The organism is Gordonia heveisoli, assembly GCF_030315745.1.
In the GTDB taxonomy this organism is placed as follows: domain Bacteria; phylum Actinomycetota; class Actinomycetes; order Mycobacteriales; family Mycobacteriaceae; genus Gordonia.
Window position 1 is genome coordinate 49636 of record NZ_JASXSH010000021.1, and the last position, 14809, is coordinate 64444.

A 14809-nucleotide genomic window follows, 5' to 3' on the forward strand; every position below is an offset into this window, starting at 1 on the left:
CCACTGCCGCACCGCGAGCGGGCCGTCTCACCAGCGGCTTCACCTGCTGTTCACCCGTGTCAGGAGGTTCTGGTCGCCCGGTGGCGCTATATTCTCGGATTCGTGTCGAGACGATGGCGGTGAGAGTTGCAGATACCCCCGCAGTATTTGCTGTCCGCGCAGGCCAGTGCGCCGCGCTCCCTGTGCGATGTGCTCGCGGCGACAGCCGCGAGGCACCCCGATGCCCCCGCCGTCGACGACGGTGACCGGGCGCTCACCTATGCCGAACTGCTGGCCGTCGTCCGGCGGTACGCCGACCGGCTGACCGCGGCCGGCGTCGGGCGTGGCGATCGGGTCGGTATTCGCATGCCATCGGGTACCTGCGACCTCTACATCGCGATCCTGGCCACCCTCTACGCCGGTGCGGCCTATGTCCCCGTCGACGCCGACGACCCGGAGGAACGCGCAACGCTGGTCTTCGGCGAGGCAGCCGTCGACGCGATCATCGATGACGACGGGATCCACCCGCGGGGCGGATCGTCGGAGCCCGGCACGCGGGGCGAGGCCGGCCCGGGTCCCGACGACGACGCCTGGATCATCTTCACCTCCGGTTCCACCGGCACCCCCAAAGGTGTTGCGGTCAGCCACCGTAGTGCGGCCGCCTTCGTCGACGCCGAAGCGCAGTTGTTCTTGCAGGACAGTCCGATCGGGCCGGGTGATCGCGTTCTCGCCGGGCTGTCGGTGGCCTTCGACGCCTCCTGCGAGGAGATGTGGCTGGCCTGGCGACACGGCGCATGCCTGGTGCCCGCACCCCGATCCCTGGTGCGCAGCGGCATGGACCTCGGCCCGTGGCTGGTGCAACGCGACATCACCGTCGTGTCCACCGTCCCGACGCTGGCCTCGCTGTGGCCGCCGGAGGCACTCGAAGCCGTCCGGCTGCTCATCTTCGGCGGTGAGGCCTGCCCGCCCGAACTGGCCGAACGGCTCGCCGTCGACGGTCGCGAGGTGTGGAACACCTACGGACCGACCGAGGCGACCGTCGTCGCCTGTGCGGCCCCGCTGACCGGCACACCCCCGGTCCGCATCGGATTGCCGCTGGCCGGTTGGGATCTCGCGGTCGTCGGACCCGACGACACCCCGGTCGCCGACGGCGAGGTCGGCGAACTGGTCATCGGCGGTGTCGGCCTCGCCCGCTACCTCGACCCGGCCAAGGACGCCGAGAAGTACGCACCGATGACCAGCCTGGGCTGGGAACGCGCGTACCGCAGCGGTGACCTGGTCCGCCTCGACCCCGAAGGCCTGGTCTTCATGGGCCGCGCCGACGACCAGGTCAAGGTCGGCGGTCGACGCATCGAACTCGGCGAGATCGACAATGCGCTGCAACATCTTCCGGGGGTCAGCGGCGCCGCCGCCGCGGTCCGGAAGTCGGCGGCAGGCAACAGCCTGCTGATCGGCTATATCGTCTCCCCCGACGCCGACTTCGACATCGGCCGGGCCCGTACGAAACTTGCCGAGCTGCTGCCCGCGGCCATGGTGCCGCGACTCGCGCTGGTCGACGAACTACCGACCCGCACCTCGGGCAAGGTCGACCGCAACGCGCTGCCGTGGCCGCTCCCGGCCGCAACCGCCGACGACGACACCGACCGCGACTTCGACGACAACGAGGCGTGGCTGGCACAGTGCTGGACCGACGTCCTCGGCGTACCGATCACCGACACCGATGCCGACTTCTTCGCCGAGGGCGGCGGTTCGCTGTCCGCGGCCCAACTCGTCACGGCCATCCGATCGCGACACCCGGACATCACCGTCGCAGACCTGTACGACCACCCCCGCCTGGGTTCCATGGCAGCGATGCTCGCGGCCCGCACCCCGGCCACCGTCACCGTCGAACGACATGTGGCGCCGACGCCCCGGCGCGCCGGCCTCGCCCAGATCGCCCTGTCGGTACCGCTGACCACCCTCACCGGACTGCAGTGGGCGACCTGGCTCGGCGTCGTCAACAACCTGGCCGTCGAGATCACCGACCGCATGGACCGGTCGGTGCCGTGGCTGATCGAGGTCGACTGGTGGGTGGTAGTGATCGCCTTCCTGCTGTTCATCACCCCACCGGGACGCATGCTGATCGCGGCCGCCGGTGCCCGCCTGCTGCTGACCGGCGTGGGTCCCGGTGAGTATCCGCGCGGCGGTGGCGTCCACGTGCGGCTGTGGGTCGCCGAACGGCTGCTCGACGCCAGCGGCGCCGCAAATCTGTCCGGGGCGTCGTGGATGCCGTATCTGGCCCGCGCACTCGGCGCCCAGATCGGCAAAGATGTTGATCTGCACACCATCCCGCCCGTCACCGGACTGTTGACCATCGGCGACGGGGTGTCGGTGGAACCCGAGGTCGATCTGGCCGGGTGGTGGATCGACGGCGACATCCTGCGCATCGGCGCCATCGTCATCAAACGCGGCGCGACGGTCGGTGCCCGCTCCACGCTGCTACCCGGTGCAGTGATCGGTCGTGACGCCGAGGTCGCCCCCGCCTCGGCGGTGCTCGGCCGGGTGAAGGCCGGACAGCACTGGGCGGGTTCGCCCGCGGTCAAGGTCGGCAAGGCCACCCACCCGTGGCCCGACCACCGGCCACCCCGCGGTCGTGCCTGGGTGCCCGTCTTCGGGCTGTCCTCGTTGCTGCTGGCGGCCATCCCGCTGATCTCGCTCGGCGCCGGACTCGCCGTCATCGGCTCGTGGGCGCTGCACGCCGACCGTCTACGCGACGTCGGTATCCGCGCGCTGATCCTGCTCCCCGCGGCGACGCTGACGAGTCTGTTCACCTTCGCCGCGATCACCGCGATCCTGGTGCGCGCGGCCTCCATCGGACTGCGCAAGGGGCATCATCCGGTCCGCTCCCGCATCGGCTGGCAGGTGTGGCTGACCGAACGGCTACTCGACTCGGCACGCACCTATCTGTTCCCGCTGTACGCGAGCCTGCTGACCCCGGGCTGGTTCCGTCTGCTCGGCGCGAAAGTCGGTACCGGCACCGAGATCTCCACCGCGCTGGTGTTGCCGAAGTTCACCACCATCGGCGACGGCGCCTTCCTCGCCGACGACACCATGGTGGCGTCCTACGAACTGGGCGGCGGCTGGCTGCACATCGACGAGGCAAAAGTCGGAAAGCGGTCCTTCCTGGGCAATTCGGGAATCACCGCCCCGGGCCGCAAGGTGCCCAAGAACGGTCTCGTCGCCGTGTTGTCGGCGACGCCGGACCGCGCGAAGTCGGGGTCGAGCTGGCTGGGTAGCCCGCCGGTCCGGTTGCGCCGCACCGCGGCACGCATCGACAGTTCCCGCACCTTCGATCCGCCGCCCCGGCTGAAGGTGGCACGCGCGATCATCGAGACGCTGCGTCTAGTCCCGGTGATGGTGTCCTTCGGGCTCGGCATCTTCATGCTGCTCGGCCTGCAGTACATCGCCTCGAAGTCGAGTTACGCGATCGCCGGACTCATCAGCGGCGTGCTGCTGCTGGTCGCCGGGGCGATCGCCTGCTGTGTCGCAGCCGCCGCCAAATGGCTTGTGGTGGGCCGTATCAAGGTCGGCGAACATCCGCTGTGGAGTTCCTTCGTCTGGCGCAACGAGCTCTCGGATGCCTTCGTCGAAACCGTCGCCGCACCGTGGTTCGCCAACGCCGCCACCGGAACCCCGATCCTCAACCTGTGGTTGCGCCTGCTGGGGGCGCGGATCGGGCGCGGGGTGTGGTGTGAGACCTATTGGCTTCCCGAAGCCGACCTGGTCAGTCTCGGCGACGGCGCGACCGTGCAGCGCGGATGTGTGGTCCAGACCCATCTGTTCCACGACCGGGTGATGGCGATCGACGAGGTCGTCCTCGGCGCCGGAGCCACCCTGGGTCCGCACTGCGTCGCCCTGCCTGCCGCCGGGCTCGGCGAGTCCGCGACCGTCGGCCCGGCGTCGCTGGTGATGCGCGGCGATGTCGTTCCCGCACACACCCGTTGGCAGGGCAACCCGATCGCACCCTGGAACTGACCCGGCAGCCACTGAACTGGATTCGAGTGGGGGGGGGGGCGGGGGGGGGGGGGGGGGGCCCCGCGGGGGGGGGGGGGGGGGGGGGGGGCCCGCCGGGGCGGCGGGGGGGGGGGGGGGCGGCGGGGGGGGGGGGGGGGGGGGGGGGGGGGGGGTCCCCCCGGGGGTGGCCCCCCCCCCCCCCCCGGGGGGGGGGGGGGGCCCCCCCGGCCCCCCCCCCCCCCGCCCTTCTTGCTGTGTAGGTCAGTTCCCGGTTGTCAGTTCCCGGTTGTCAGTTCCCGTTGTAGTGGCCGCCGATGGTGCCGCGGACGACGATCGGGGTGTCACGTGGGATGTTGTTGAACACCCATGCGCCGTTCTCGGTGCTGACGTTGATGCAGCCGTGGCTCGCGTTGCTGCGGCCCTGCTGTGCGACCGACCACGGAGCGGCGTGGATGAAGATGCCGTCCCAGGACATGCGGGTCGCGTACTCGACGTAGGTGCGGTAGCCCTCGGCGGAGTCGACCGGGACGCCGTACGTGGACGAGTCCATGTACATGTCGCGGTACTTCTCCTTGGTGTGGTACACGCCGTTGGGGGTCGGGTGCTTGTCCGTACCCATCGAGATCGGCATGGTCTTGACGACCTCGCCGTTGTGCCACCAGGTGATCTTGTGCGTCGCGTCGTCGGCGAGCGCGATCCAGCCCGTCGAGGTCTTCGCCTTCGGCATCGCCGGGTCGGTGGGGGTGGGCTTCGGCGTCGACTTCGGGGTCGACGGCTTCGGCGAGGGCTTCGGGGTGGGGAGGCCCGGCACGTTGGGGATCTCCACCGGCGGCAGGCCGGGGATGACCGTCACGGGTGCGGCGTTGGCCAGACCGGGCAGGGCGAGTGCCATCGCGATGACACCGATGAGCACCGCCGTCAGTCGGCGAGCAAAGCTCCGGCGAGAAGGCTTCGTGGTGAGCACTGGTTTCGTACCTTTGGTTGGTTGACGTTCCGGGCGCGTCCACTGGAAGCGCCGAACCATCGTTACACAACTGTTGTATTCGGGCCAAAGACCAATGGGTCGATCGACCATCGACTATCGCGAATCGTGCGTAGCTGTTGTTAAAAGCGGAGGTTGCACGCCCCGCCTGACGTCAGTGTGACAGTCGTCACACTTTCTGTCGAGGTTGGGTTACTGGCGAGTCACTGTTTCGACCGCTCGTCACACCATGTCCGAAATGGGTATTTGCTGTACCGGGCGGGTGCGACTCAGCACTCGTTCGGCGCGGGGATGCCGTTGAAGCGGTCGGTCAGATATCGCAATGCGGGGAGCAATCCGATCACGGCTGCGCTGAGGTGGTCGGGTGAGGGGGTCAGGAGTACCTGAACCCGCGTGCCCGCCCGGCAATAGCGACCGAGGGTGTGGACGATCGACGACACCGGGATCAGAACGTCGGTGGGGCTGTGCCATTCGAAGATCGGGGCCTTGGGTACACCGGGATACAGCGCCAGGCTGTTGTCCTCGACCACGCGGCGCGCGGTGCGGTTCTCGAAGACCTGTCGGCCGCCGATCGCCACCTGCTTGGCGCTGTGGCCTGCGCCCAGGCGGAGGATGTCGTTGGTGCATGCGTTGCGCATCTGCATGTACATCGAACTGCCCAGCGGGGACAGGAACTTGCGCATCGGGATTTGGTCGGGGTACTCGCGCGACAGGCCGATCGCGGCGGCGAAGGCCAGCCCGAAGGCCGGGTGTGGGTTGTTGTAGCCGAGGCCTTCGGCCATCTTGATGAGGTTCATCGGGGCGCCGCCATAGGCCGCGCCGACCAGGTGGAGTTCGGGTGCGTACCGCGGCGCGAGTGCGGCGGCCCATGCCGCGGCCATCCCGCCGCCGGAGTATCCGGCCAGGGCGACCCTGCTCGCGCGAACGTCGGCAGGCGCGAAGTTCCGCGCGGCCCGGATTCCGTCGAGGGTGATCTGGCCTCCGAGTCGGGCGGCGCCGTAGGCGCTGCGCGGGCCGAGGTGGTCCGGGATGGCGATCGTCCAGCCCTGTTGCAGGACCGTATTCAGCGCGGGCGCCTCCCTGATGGTGAGGTTGGGGTCCTGTGTCCACAGGGCCTGCGACGGCGCGCACTGCAAACCGACGGCATTGACGATGTGTTCGAAGGAGAGCAGTGGGCCGTTCGGACGCTTGTGATTCGGGATCAGCACGGTGGTCACGGCCGCGATCGGCTTGCCCTGGCTGTCGGTCGATCGGAACTTGAGTTGCACTGTCCGGATGTCGAAGAACGCCGGTGGATTCGGGCGGGTGCGCGCGCGGATGATCTGGCCGTTGGTGTACTTCGCGATGTCGGCCGGTTGGCTGTAGAAGTTGTCGGGCAACGGCGTCGGCAGCGCGACGTTCTCGGCGCTGGCGTGATCGGCGTTGGCGACCAAGGCGCCGAGCGCGATAGCGACGGTCACGCCGGCCGTGACGGTGCGCCGGAATGGCTGCCGTACGGCGTGGCTATGGCCGCGTTGGGCAGGCAGGAATGACGAAAGGCCCAGCATGAAATCCCCCCAGGAACTTTGCGGATGCAAGACCCCCGACCTGAGGTATTAACGCCGGTGCCTACCTGGGCTGTCAAGGGTTTTCCGAATATCGTGACCCGGTGTCATCGGCAACGGGCACATCTACGTCGGCGGCGGCCTATGACTGCCGTATTGGGCGGCCCGGTCGACAGGGGGGATAAGCCGCCCATCTGTGCAGGTGGGCGGGGATCGGGTGTGCGCTCAGGCAGGCTGGTGATGTTCGGTGCGAAGGTGCTGGGCGGGCTGCGTGCAGCCTTCGTCCGGACAGACGAGCATCACGTCGATCCGCTCGGCACCGTCGTCGGAGGTGGCGACGACATCGCGCCGGAGGTGCAGATTGACGCCGCAGCGCGGGCATTTGCGTTGGGTTTTCGTGTGGCTCGATGACATGGGCTCAGCCTACGCTGGATGTGGTGTGCATCACAGTGGGTGTAGTACGCGGCGGACTCCCGGGGGTGCTCTCGCTGCGCTCGGCCTATCGCTGTGCCCGACATCGGCTGGCGCCTGTGGTCGTCGGCCGAAAATAGGGGACGACTGTTCTTCCCCGACGTTTGAGTTCGTCCCCCAGTTGCACCCCGACGACGAACGCGAAACTCGGGGACGAACAAGCCGGCCGGGTGTTCGCCGGCGAGGGGTTCGCGTGCGCCGTTCTTCCCCGACTTTTGGGTTCATTCCCGAGATGTACATAGGGGACGAGGCCGAACGTCGGGGAAGAACGTTCGTCCCCGACTTTCAGTCGGCGGCAGGCGCCACGATGCGAACGATCCCCGCGACCTGGCGGTGGCGGGGATCGTTGCTGACCGGACCTGATCGGTCCGCATCTCGGTATGTCGTTGGGTCCGCATCTCTGCCGACCTGGAGCGGGTGACGGGAATCGAACCCGCGTAGCTAGTTTGGAAGACTAGGGCTCTACCATTGAGCTACACCCGCGTGCTGCGATGTCGGTCGATCGGTGACCCGATCGGTGGCGCCGCATGCAGGTTGGAACTGTACCCGGTCATCGCGTCAGATCGAAAATCGCCCGCTCGGCGAGTGTGGTGGGGCACCGGTTTTCTCGGTTCGCGTAGGAGCACGTACTATCTGCTGTTGGCCCTGGAGCATGGTCGGGGGATCGCGGTAGTCCGGGATCTCGCGTGTGCGACATGGACCACGGGATGTGGCGCAGCTTGGTAGCGCATCCGCTTTGGGAGCGGAGGGTCGCAGGTTCAAATCCTGTCATCCCGACTGGCCCGCGACGGTCGTACGGCCACAACGGACGCCGCAGACTTTCACCGAACCGCAGATATAAGGAGCAGCAGGCGTGAAGAGCACCGTCGAGCAGATCAGCCCGACCCGGGTGAAGCTCAATGTCGAGGTTCCGTTCGAAGAGCTGTCGGCAGACTTCGACCGGACGTACAAGACTCTGGCTTCCCAGATCCGGATCCCCGGTTTCCGTCCGGGCAAGGCCCCGGCGAAGCTGATCGAGGCGCGGGTCGGTCGTGACTCGATCCTCGCGCAGGTCGTCAACGACGCGATCCCGGGCAAGTACTCCGAGGCCGTCGCCGAGACCGAGACCAAGGCCATCGGCCAGCCCGAGATCGATCTTGCCGAGCTGAAGTACGGCGAGTCCATCACCTTCACCGCCGAGGTCGACGTCCGCCCCGAGATCGAGCTGCCCGACTACTCGTCGCTGGCCGTCGAGGTCGATGCGATCGAGATCGAGGATTCCGCGGTCGACGAGCAGCTCGAAGGGCTGCGCGCCCGTTTCGGCACCCTCAAGGGCGTCGAGCGCGCCGCTGCCGACGGTGACTTCGTGTCCATCGATCTGGCGGCTACCGTCGACGGCGAGGCTGTCGACGAGGCCTCCACCGAGGGGCTGTCGCATGAGGTCGGATCGGGTCAGCTGATCGACGGTCTGGACGAGGCGATCGTCGGCCTGGCCGCCGGTGAGAGCAAGGTCTTCACCAGCACACTCGTCGCCGGTGAGCATGCCGGCACCGAAGCTGACGTCACCGTTACCGTGAACTCCGTCAAGGAGCGCGAGCTGCCCGAGGTCGACGACGAGTTCGCGCAGATGGCCAGCGAGTTCGACACCGTCGCCGAGCTGAAGGACAGCCTGCGTGAGCGGGTCGCCCAGTCGGCGAAGATCGAGCAGGCCAACGCTATTCGCGACAAGGTGCTCGCCGCGCTGCTGGAGCAGGTCGAGATCCCGCTGCCCGAGAGCGTCGTCGACGCCGAGATCGAGGGCCAGCAGCACCAGATCATCCACGCTCTCGGTCACGACGACGAGCAGCTGAACAAGTTCCTCGAGGCGCAGGGCACCACCCGCGAGGAGTGGGACGCCAAGGCTCGCGAGGAGGCCGAGACCTCGGTCAAGACCCAGCTTCTGCTGGATGCGATCGCCGAGCAGCAGGAGACCGAGGTCAGCCAGGACGAGCTGACCCAGCAGATCCTGTTCCAGGCCCAGCGCTACGGAATGCAGCCGCAGGAGTTCATCTCGCAGCTGACCCAGGCCAACCAGGTCGGCGCCGTGTACGCCGATGTGCGTCGCGGCAAGGCGCTGGCGGGCATCGTCGACGACGTGACGGTGACCGACACCGCCGGTGCGACCGTCGACACCGCCGAGTTCTTCGGTGGCGACGACGCCGACGACGCCGAGGCCACCGACGAGGCCTGATCGTCGTTTGATCATCAGGATCGGGCTTCCCGATCCGCACGCAGCCGGTCCGGGCTCAACCCGGGCCGGCTGTTCTGCTCTCAGCGAAGAGTGGTGTCCGGGCGCGTGTCGGACGGTTCGCATTGACTAGTGTCGGTGAAGACGTCGAAGACGCATCACGACCGTCGAATACGCGCCGCCGGGATATCGATACCGGTGGGCCGCGTGGGCATCAACGACAAGACGCAAAGGTAGGGACCGTGAGTAAGCCGACCATCCACACACCCACGATGAGTTCGGGTGTCGCCGGGCTGAACCTGACCGATTCGGTGTTCGAGCGACTGCTGCGTGAGCGCATCATCTTCCTCGGCACCCAGGTCGACGACGACATCGCGAACCGACTGTGCGCGCAGATCCTGCTGCTCGCCGCCGAGGACCCGACCAAGGACATCAACCTCTACATCAACTCGCCGGGCGGCTCGGTCACCGCTGGTATGGCCATCTTCGACACCATGCAGCTCGCCGAATGCGATGTCGCCACCTATGCGATGGGTATGGCCGCGTCGATGGGCCAGTTCTTGCTCGCGGCCGGTGCTCCCGGTAAGCGTCACGCCCTGCCGCACGCCCGGATCATGATGCATCAGCCGTCGGCGGGTATCGGTGGTACCGCCGCCGACATCGCGATCCAGGCCGAACAGTTCGCGGCGACCAAGAAGGAGATGAACCGGCTCAACGCCGAGTTCACCGGGCAGACGCTGGAGAAGATCGAGGCCGACTCGGATCGTGACAAGTGGTTCACCGCGGCAGAGGCCAAGGACTACGGCCTCGTCGATCACGTGATCGCCCGCCCGACCGTCAAGTCCTGATCGGCGGAGATCGGGTCCGACGGCCCCGATCACACCGCATCCGGCCACTTTTCACTCATTGGAGCAGCAGATGACCCAATCCCTTCACCCCGAATCAATGGCACCCGAGGTCGCCGCGGGCATCCCGGCGTCGGCGCTGGCCCTGCGCAACATCCAGGCTCGCTACATCCTGCCGCAGTTCATCGAGCACACCCCGAACGGTCAGCGGCAGTACGACCCGTACGCCAAGCTGTTCGAGGAGCGCATCGTCTTCGTCGGCACGCCGATCGACCAGACCGTCGCCAACGACGTGATGGCCCAGTTGCTGGTGCTGGAGTCGCAGGACCCCGATCGGGATATCACCATGTACATCAACTCGCCGGGCGGCAGCGTGCCGGACATGCTGGCGATCTACGACACCATGCAGTACGTGCACTGCGACATCGTGACCGTGTGCCTCGGTGAGGCCGCGTCGGCTGCCGCGATCCTGCTGGCCGGTGGAACCCCGGGTAAGCGTGCGGCGCTGCCGAACGCGACCATCCTGATCCATCAGCCGCGTACCGGTGGGGCCTATCAGGGGCAGGTCTCGGATCTGGAGATCCAGGCCGCCGAGATCGAGCGCATCCGCAACCGGCTCGACGAGATCCTCGGTGCGCACACCGGTCAGCCAGCGGACAAGATCCGCCGCGACACCGACCGCGACAACATCCTGACCGCCGAGGCGGCCAAGGAATACGGAATCATCGACGAGGTCTTCGAGTACCGCAAGAAGTCCCTGAAGAAGTCGGGGTCCTGACCCCACGTCGTCACCTGGGTGTCGGTGTCGCCGACCGACACGCCGATGCCCGGGTGACGACGAAATCGCCGGGCAGCGGTCATCCTTGAAAGCTGCGGCATCCACCCGGCGCAACGTGAATCATGTAGGTGGCCGAAGCCGTCGGACCTCGCCGAGACGAGTTCCGACATTTGGCCTTATCGGTCGAAGTTCAGGCGGTACGCGAGTACCGTCGGGTTACTGGGCGAACTGGCGGAACCGGCCCTGAGCTGGCGCTGCACAATCGCACATGGCGACTCGGTCGCCACCGGAGTGGGGTGTCGCCAGGCGGCAGTCCGGCAACGAGGAAGAGGTACAGCACGCGATGGCACGAATCGGAGACGGTGGGGATCTGCTGAAGTGCTCGTTCTGCGGCAAGAGCCAGAAGCAGGTGAAGAAGCTCATCGCCGGCCCTGGCGTGTACATCTGCGATGAATGCATCGATCTGTGCAACGAGATCATCGAGGAAGAGCTCGCCGAGAACGGTGATGTGAAGCTCGACGAACTGCCCAAGCCTGCTGAGATCCGTGACTTCCTGGAGAACTACGTCATCGGCCAGGACACCGCCAAGCGGACACTCGCGGTTGCTGTCTACAACCACTACAAGCGCATCCAGGCAGGCGAGAAGAAGGACTCCCGTACCGGTGAGACCGTCGAACTCGCGAAGTCGAACATCCTGATGCTCGGCCCGACCGGGTGCGGCAAGACCTACCTCGCGCAAACGCTGGCGAAGATGCTCAATGTGCCCTTCGCGATCGCCGATGCCACCGCGCTGACCGAGGCCGGATACGTCGGTGAGGACGTCGAGAACATTCTCCTCAAGCTCATCCAGGCCGCCGACTACGACGTGAAGCGCGCCGAGACCGGCATCATCTACATCGACGAGGTCGACAAGATCGCCCGCAAGAGTGAGAACCCCTCGATCACCCGCGACGTCTCCGGTGAGGGTGTGCAGCAGGCGCTGCTGAAGATCCTGGAGGGCACACAGGCATCGGTGCCTCCGCAGGGCGGTCGCAAGCATCCGCATCAGGAGTTCATCCAGATCGACACGACGAACGTCCTGTTCATCGTCGCCGGTGCCTTCGCGGGCCTGGAGAAGGTCGTCGCCGAGCGAATCGGCAAGCGCGGCATCGGATTCGGCAACGAGGTCGCCAGCAAGGACGACGTCGACACCACCGACCACTTCGCCGAGGTCATGCCCGAGGACCTCATCAAGTTCGGTCTGATCCCCGAGTTCATCGGCCGTCTGCCGGTCGTCGCCTCGGTGACCAACCTGGACAAGGAATCCTTGGTCTCGATCCTGTCCGAGCCGAAGAACGCGCTGGTCAAGCAGTACACCCGACTGTTCGACATGGACAACGTCGAGCTCGAATTCACCAAGGATGCGCTGGAGGCGATCGCCGATCAGGCCATCCACCGCGGCACCGGTGCCCGTGGTCTGCGCGCGATCATGGAAGAGGTCCTGCTCCCGGTCATGTACGACATCCCGAGCCGCGACGACGTCGAGAAGGTCGTCGTCACCGGCGAGACCGTCCGCGACAATGTGTTGCCGACGATCGTGCCGCGCAAGGACGCCCGCGACGAACGTCGCGACAAGACCGCCTGACCGGTCCGACACGAATGTGAAAACGCCTGCCCCCGAAAAAGTCTTCGGGGGCAGGCGTTTCTCGTGCGGGCGCCGGACGGTGGTCAGCTCGTGGCGGGCTCCAGCCGGATGACCACCGCCTTGGATACCGGGGTGTTGGAGTAGCGGGCCACTGACCGCAACGGCACCAGCGGGTTGGTCTCCGGGTAGTAGGCGGCGGCGTTGCCGCGCGGGGTGTCGTACGAGACCACCTCGAAACCGGTGACCCGACGCTCCTCCCGCCCGTCGGGGCCGTCGAACTCGGAGACGATGTCCACCCGATCGCCGGCGTGCAGGCCGAAGGCGCTGATGTCGTCGGGGTTGATCATCACCACATGTCGGTTGCCCTTGATCCCGCGGTAGCGGTCGTCGTGGCCGTAGACGGTGGTGTTGTACTGGTCGTGGCTGCGCAGGGTTTGCAGGATGAGCCTGCCGTCGGGGACGGGGAGCCACTCCAGCGGATGCAGTCCGAAGTTTGCCTTGCCCGTGCTGGTGTCGAACTCCCGGTCGTCGCGGGGCGGATGGGGGAGGACGAATCCGTCGCTGCGTCGCACCCGGGTGTTGAAGTCGGCGAATCCCGGGATCACCCGCTCGATATGGTCGCGGATCGTGTCGTAGTCGGTGCCGAGGTGCTCCCAGTCGACCGGATGTCCGGATCCGAAGATGGTGCGGGCCAGACCGCAGACGATCGCCACCTCACTGCGCAACTGTGGGGAGGCCGGCGGCAGAGAGCCGCGTGACAGGTGGACCACCGACATCGAGTCCTCCACCGAAACACGCTGCGGGACACCGTCGATGACATCTTTGTCGGTGCGGCCGAGAGTGGGCAGGATGAGGGCGGCATGGCCGGTGACCACATGTGACTCGTTGAGTTTGGTGCTCACATGGACGGTGAGGTTGCATCGGGACAACGCGGCCGCGGTCGCCTCGGTGTCGGGGGAGGCGGAGACGAAATTGCCGCCCATCGCCATGAACAACCGAACCTCGCCGCGCGCCATCGCGTCGATGGCGGCGACCGTGTCGTAGCCGTGCTCGCGGGGGCTGGTGATGCCGAACTCTTTGTCGAGGGCGGTGAGGAAGGATTCCGGCATCTTCTCGTAGATGCCCATCGTCCGGTCGCCCTGCACGTTGGAGTGCCCGCGCACCGGGCAGAGGCCGGCGCCGGGTTTGCCCAGCATGCCGCGTAGCAGCAGCACGTTGGTGCCCTCGGCGATGGTCGCCACCGAATGCCGGTGCTGCGTCCACCCCATGGCCCAACACAGGACGATGCGTTGTGACGTTGCCACCGCCTCGGCGAAGTCGGCGATCTGAGCGCGACTGAGGCCGGTGGCCGTCACCACCTCGTCCAGGTCGACGTCCTCGAGTAGTGCCAGGTAGTCGTCGGTGCCCGCACAGTGCGCCGTCAGGAACGCGTGGTCGAACACCGAACCCGGTTGTGCACGTTCGGCGTCGAGGAGCAGGCGAGCGACGCCGCGGAACAGGGCCATGTCGCCGCCGAGGCGGATCTGCAGGAAGTCGTCGGCGAGTTTGGTGCCCGACCCGACCACCCCACCGATCTTCTGCGGGTCCTTGAACCGCATGAGTCCGGCTTCGGGCAGCGGATTGACGGCGACGATGCGGGCGCCGTTGTGCTTGGCCTTCTCCAGCACCGACAGCATGCGAGGATGATTCGTGCCCGGGTTCTGGCCGGCGATGATGATCAGGTCGGCGGCCTCCAGGTCGCCGACGGTCACCGACCCCTTGCCGATCCCGATCGACTCGCCGAGTGCGGTGCCGGAGGATTCGTGACACATGTTCGAGCAGTCGGGCAGGTTGTTGGTGCCGATGCTGCGGGCCAGCAACTGGTAGACGAAGGCGGCCTCGTTGCTGGTGCGGCCGGAGGTGTAGAAGACCGATTGATGGGGCGTATCCATCGCACCGACCTCGGCGGCGATCAGCTCGAAAGCGTTCTCCCACTCGACCGGCCGGTAGTGGTCATCGCCGGGGGCGAGGTACATCGGATGCGTCAGACGGCCCTGTTGGGAGAGCCAGTAGCCGGAGCGCTCACGCAGGTCGTCGACCGAATGAGTGGCGAAGAACTCCGGTGTGACCGTCCGGCGGGTGGCTTCCTCGGCGACGGCTTTCGCGCCGTTCTCACAGAACTCGGCATGTTTGCGGTGACCGGGGGTCTCGGGCCAGGCACATCCCGGGCAGTCGAAGCCGTCCCGCTGATTCAGCTTGATGAGTGTCTGCGCCGTTCGCAGGGCTCCCATCTGTTCGACGCCGCGACGCAGGGCAACGGCGACTGCGGGAACGCCCGCGGCATAGCCCTTGACATGACCGACGTGAACGGAATCGGGGTCTTTCGTCGCACTCATGACCTCAATCTT

At 67.0% G+C, this 14809-nt stretch carries 9 protein-coding genes and 2 tRNA genes; 6 read left to right on the top strand and 5 right to left on the bottom strand.

Translation table 11 applies throughout. From position 1 onward, the window contains the following. Positions 1 to 126 precede the first annotated feature (126 nt). Positions 127 to 3993, top strand: coding sequence for a Pls/PosA family non-ribosomal peptide synthetase (locus tag QSJ18_RS16785; protein ID WP_286327748.1), 3867 nt, complete (start codon positions 127 to 129; stop codon positions 3991 to 3993). Positions 3994 to 4261: 268 nt separating this feature from the next. Here the strand turns inward: QSJ18_RS16785 and QSJ18_RS16790 are convergent, their stop codons facing one another. From QSJ18_RS16790 to QSJ18_RS16805, 4 genes are all read right to left on the bottom strand, one after another. Continuing rightward, on the bottom strand, positions 4262 to 4936 hold the full coding sequence (locus QSJ18_RS16790; RefSeq protein WP_286327749.1) for a L,D-transpeptidase: 675 nt from the start codon (positions 4934 to 4936) through the stop codon (positions 4262 to 4264). Positions 4937 to 5223: 287 nt separating this feature from the next. Beyond that, a complete protein-coding gene (locus tag QSJ18_RS16795) occupies positions 5224 to 6501 on the bottom strand; it encodes a lipase family protein (protein ID WP_286327750.1) in 1278 nt (425 codons plus the stop codon). Between the two features lie 222 nt (positions 6502 to 6723). Continuing rightward, positions 6724 to 6912 (bottom strand): hypothetical protein, encoded by a 189-nt coding sequence (locus tag QSJ18_RS16800; protein WP_286327751.1) that lies wholly within the window; start codon positions 6910 to 6912, stop codon positions 6724 to 6726. Between the two features lie 466 nt (positions 6913 to 7378). Then, a tRNA-Gly gene (locus QSJ18_RS16805) sits at positions 7379 to 7452 on the bottom strand. A 220-nt stretch (positions 7453 to 7672) separates the two neighbouring features. Between QSJ18_RS16805 and QSJ18_RS16810 the strand changes: the two genes are divergently transcribed. The 5 genes from QSJ18_RS16810 (at position 7673) to clpX (ending at position 12422) form a co-directional block, all read left to right on the top strand. Next, positions 7673 to 7746 (top strand) — tRNA-Pro (locus QSJ18_RS16810). A 76-nt stretch (positions 7747 to 7822) separates the two neighbouring features. Then, on the top strand, positions 7823 to 9178 hold the full coding sequence (tig, locus tag QSJ18_RS16815) for a trigger factor (RefSeq protein ID WP_286327752.1): 1356 nt from the start codon (positions 7823 to 7825) through the stop codon (positions 9176 to 9178). A gap of 239 nt (positions 9179 to 9417) precedes the next feature. Next, positions 9418 to 10023, top strand: a complete 606-nt coding sequence (locus QSJ18_RS16820; protein ID WP_286327753.1) for an ATP-dependent Clp protease proteolytic subunit — start codon at positions 9418 to 9420, stop codon at positions 10021 to 10023. A gap of 70 nt (positions 10024 to 10093) precedes the next feature. Continuing rightward, positions 10094 to 10798: an ATP-dependent Clp protease proteolytic subunit gene (locus tag QSJ18_RS16825; RefSeq protein WP_286327754.1), complete on the top strand. Its 705-nt coding sequence runs from the start codon at positions 10094 to 10096 to the stop codon at positions 10796 to 10798. A 343-nt stretch (positions 10799 to 11141) separates the two neighbouring features. Further along, entirely contained in the window at positions 11142 to 12422 is a 1281-nt protein-coding gene (gene clpX, locus QSJ18_RS16830) for an ATP-dependent Clp protease ATP-binding subunit ClpX (protein ID WP_286327771.1), read from the top strand. 83 nt (positions 12423 to 12505) lie between these two features. Here the strand turns inward: clpX and QSJ18_RS16835 are convergent, their stop codons facing one another. Next, positions 12506 to 14797 (bottom strand): FdhF/YdeP family oxidoreductase, encoded by a 2292-nt coding sequence (locus QSJ18_RS16835; protein ID WP_286327755.1) that lies wholly within the window; start codon positions 14795 to 14797, stop codon positions 12506 to 12508. Positions 14798 to 14809 lie beyond the last annotated feature (12 nt).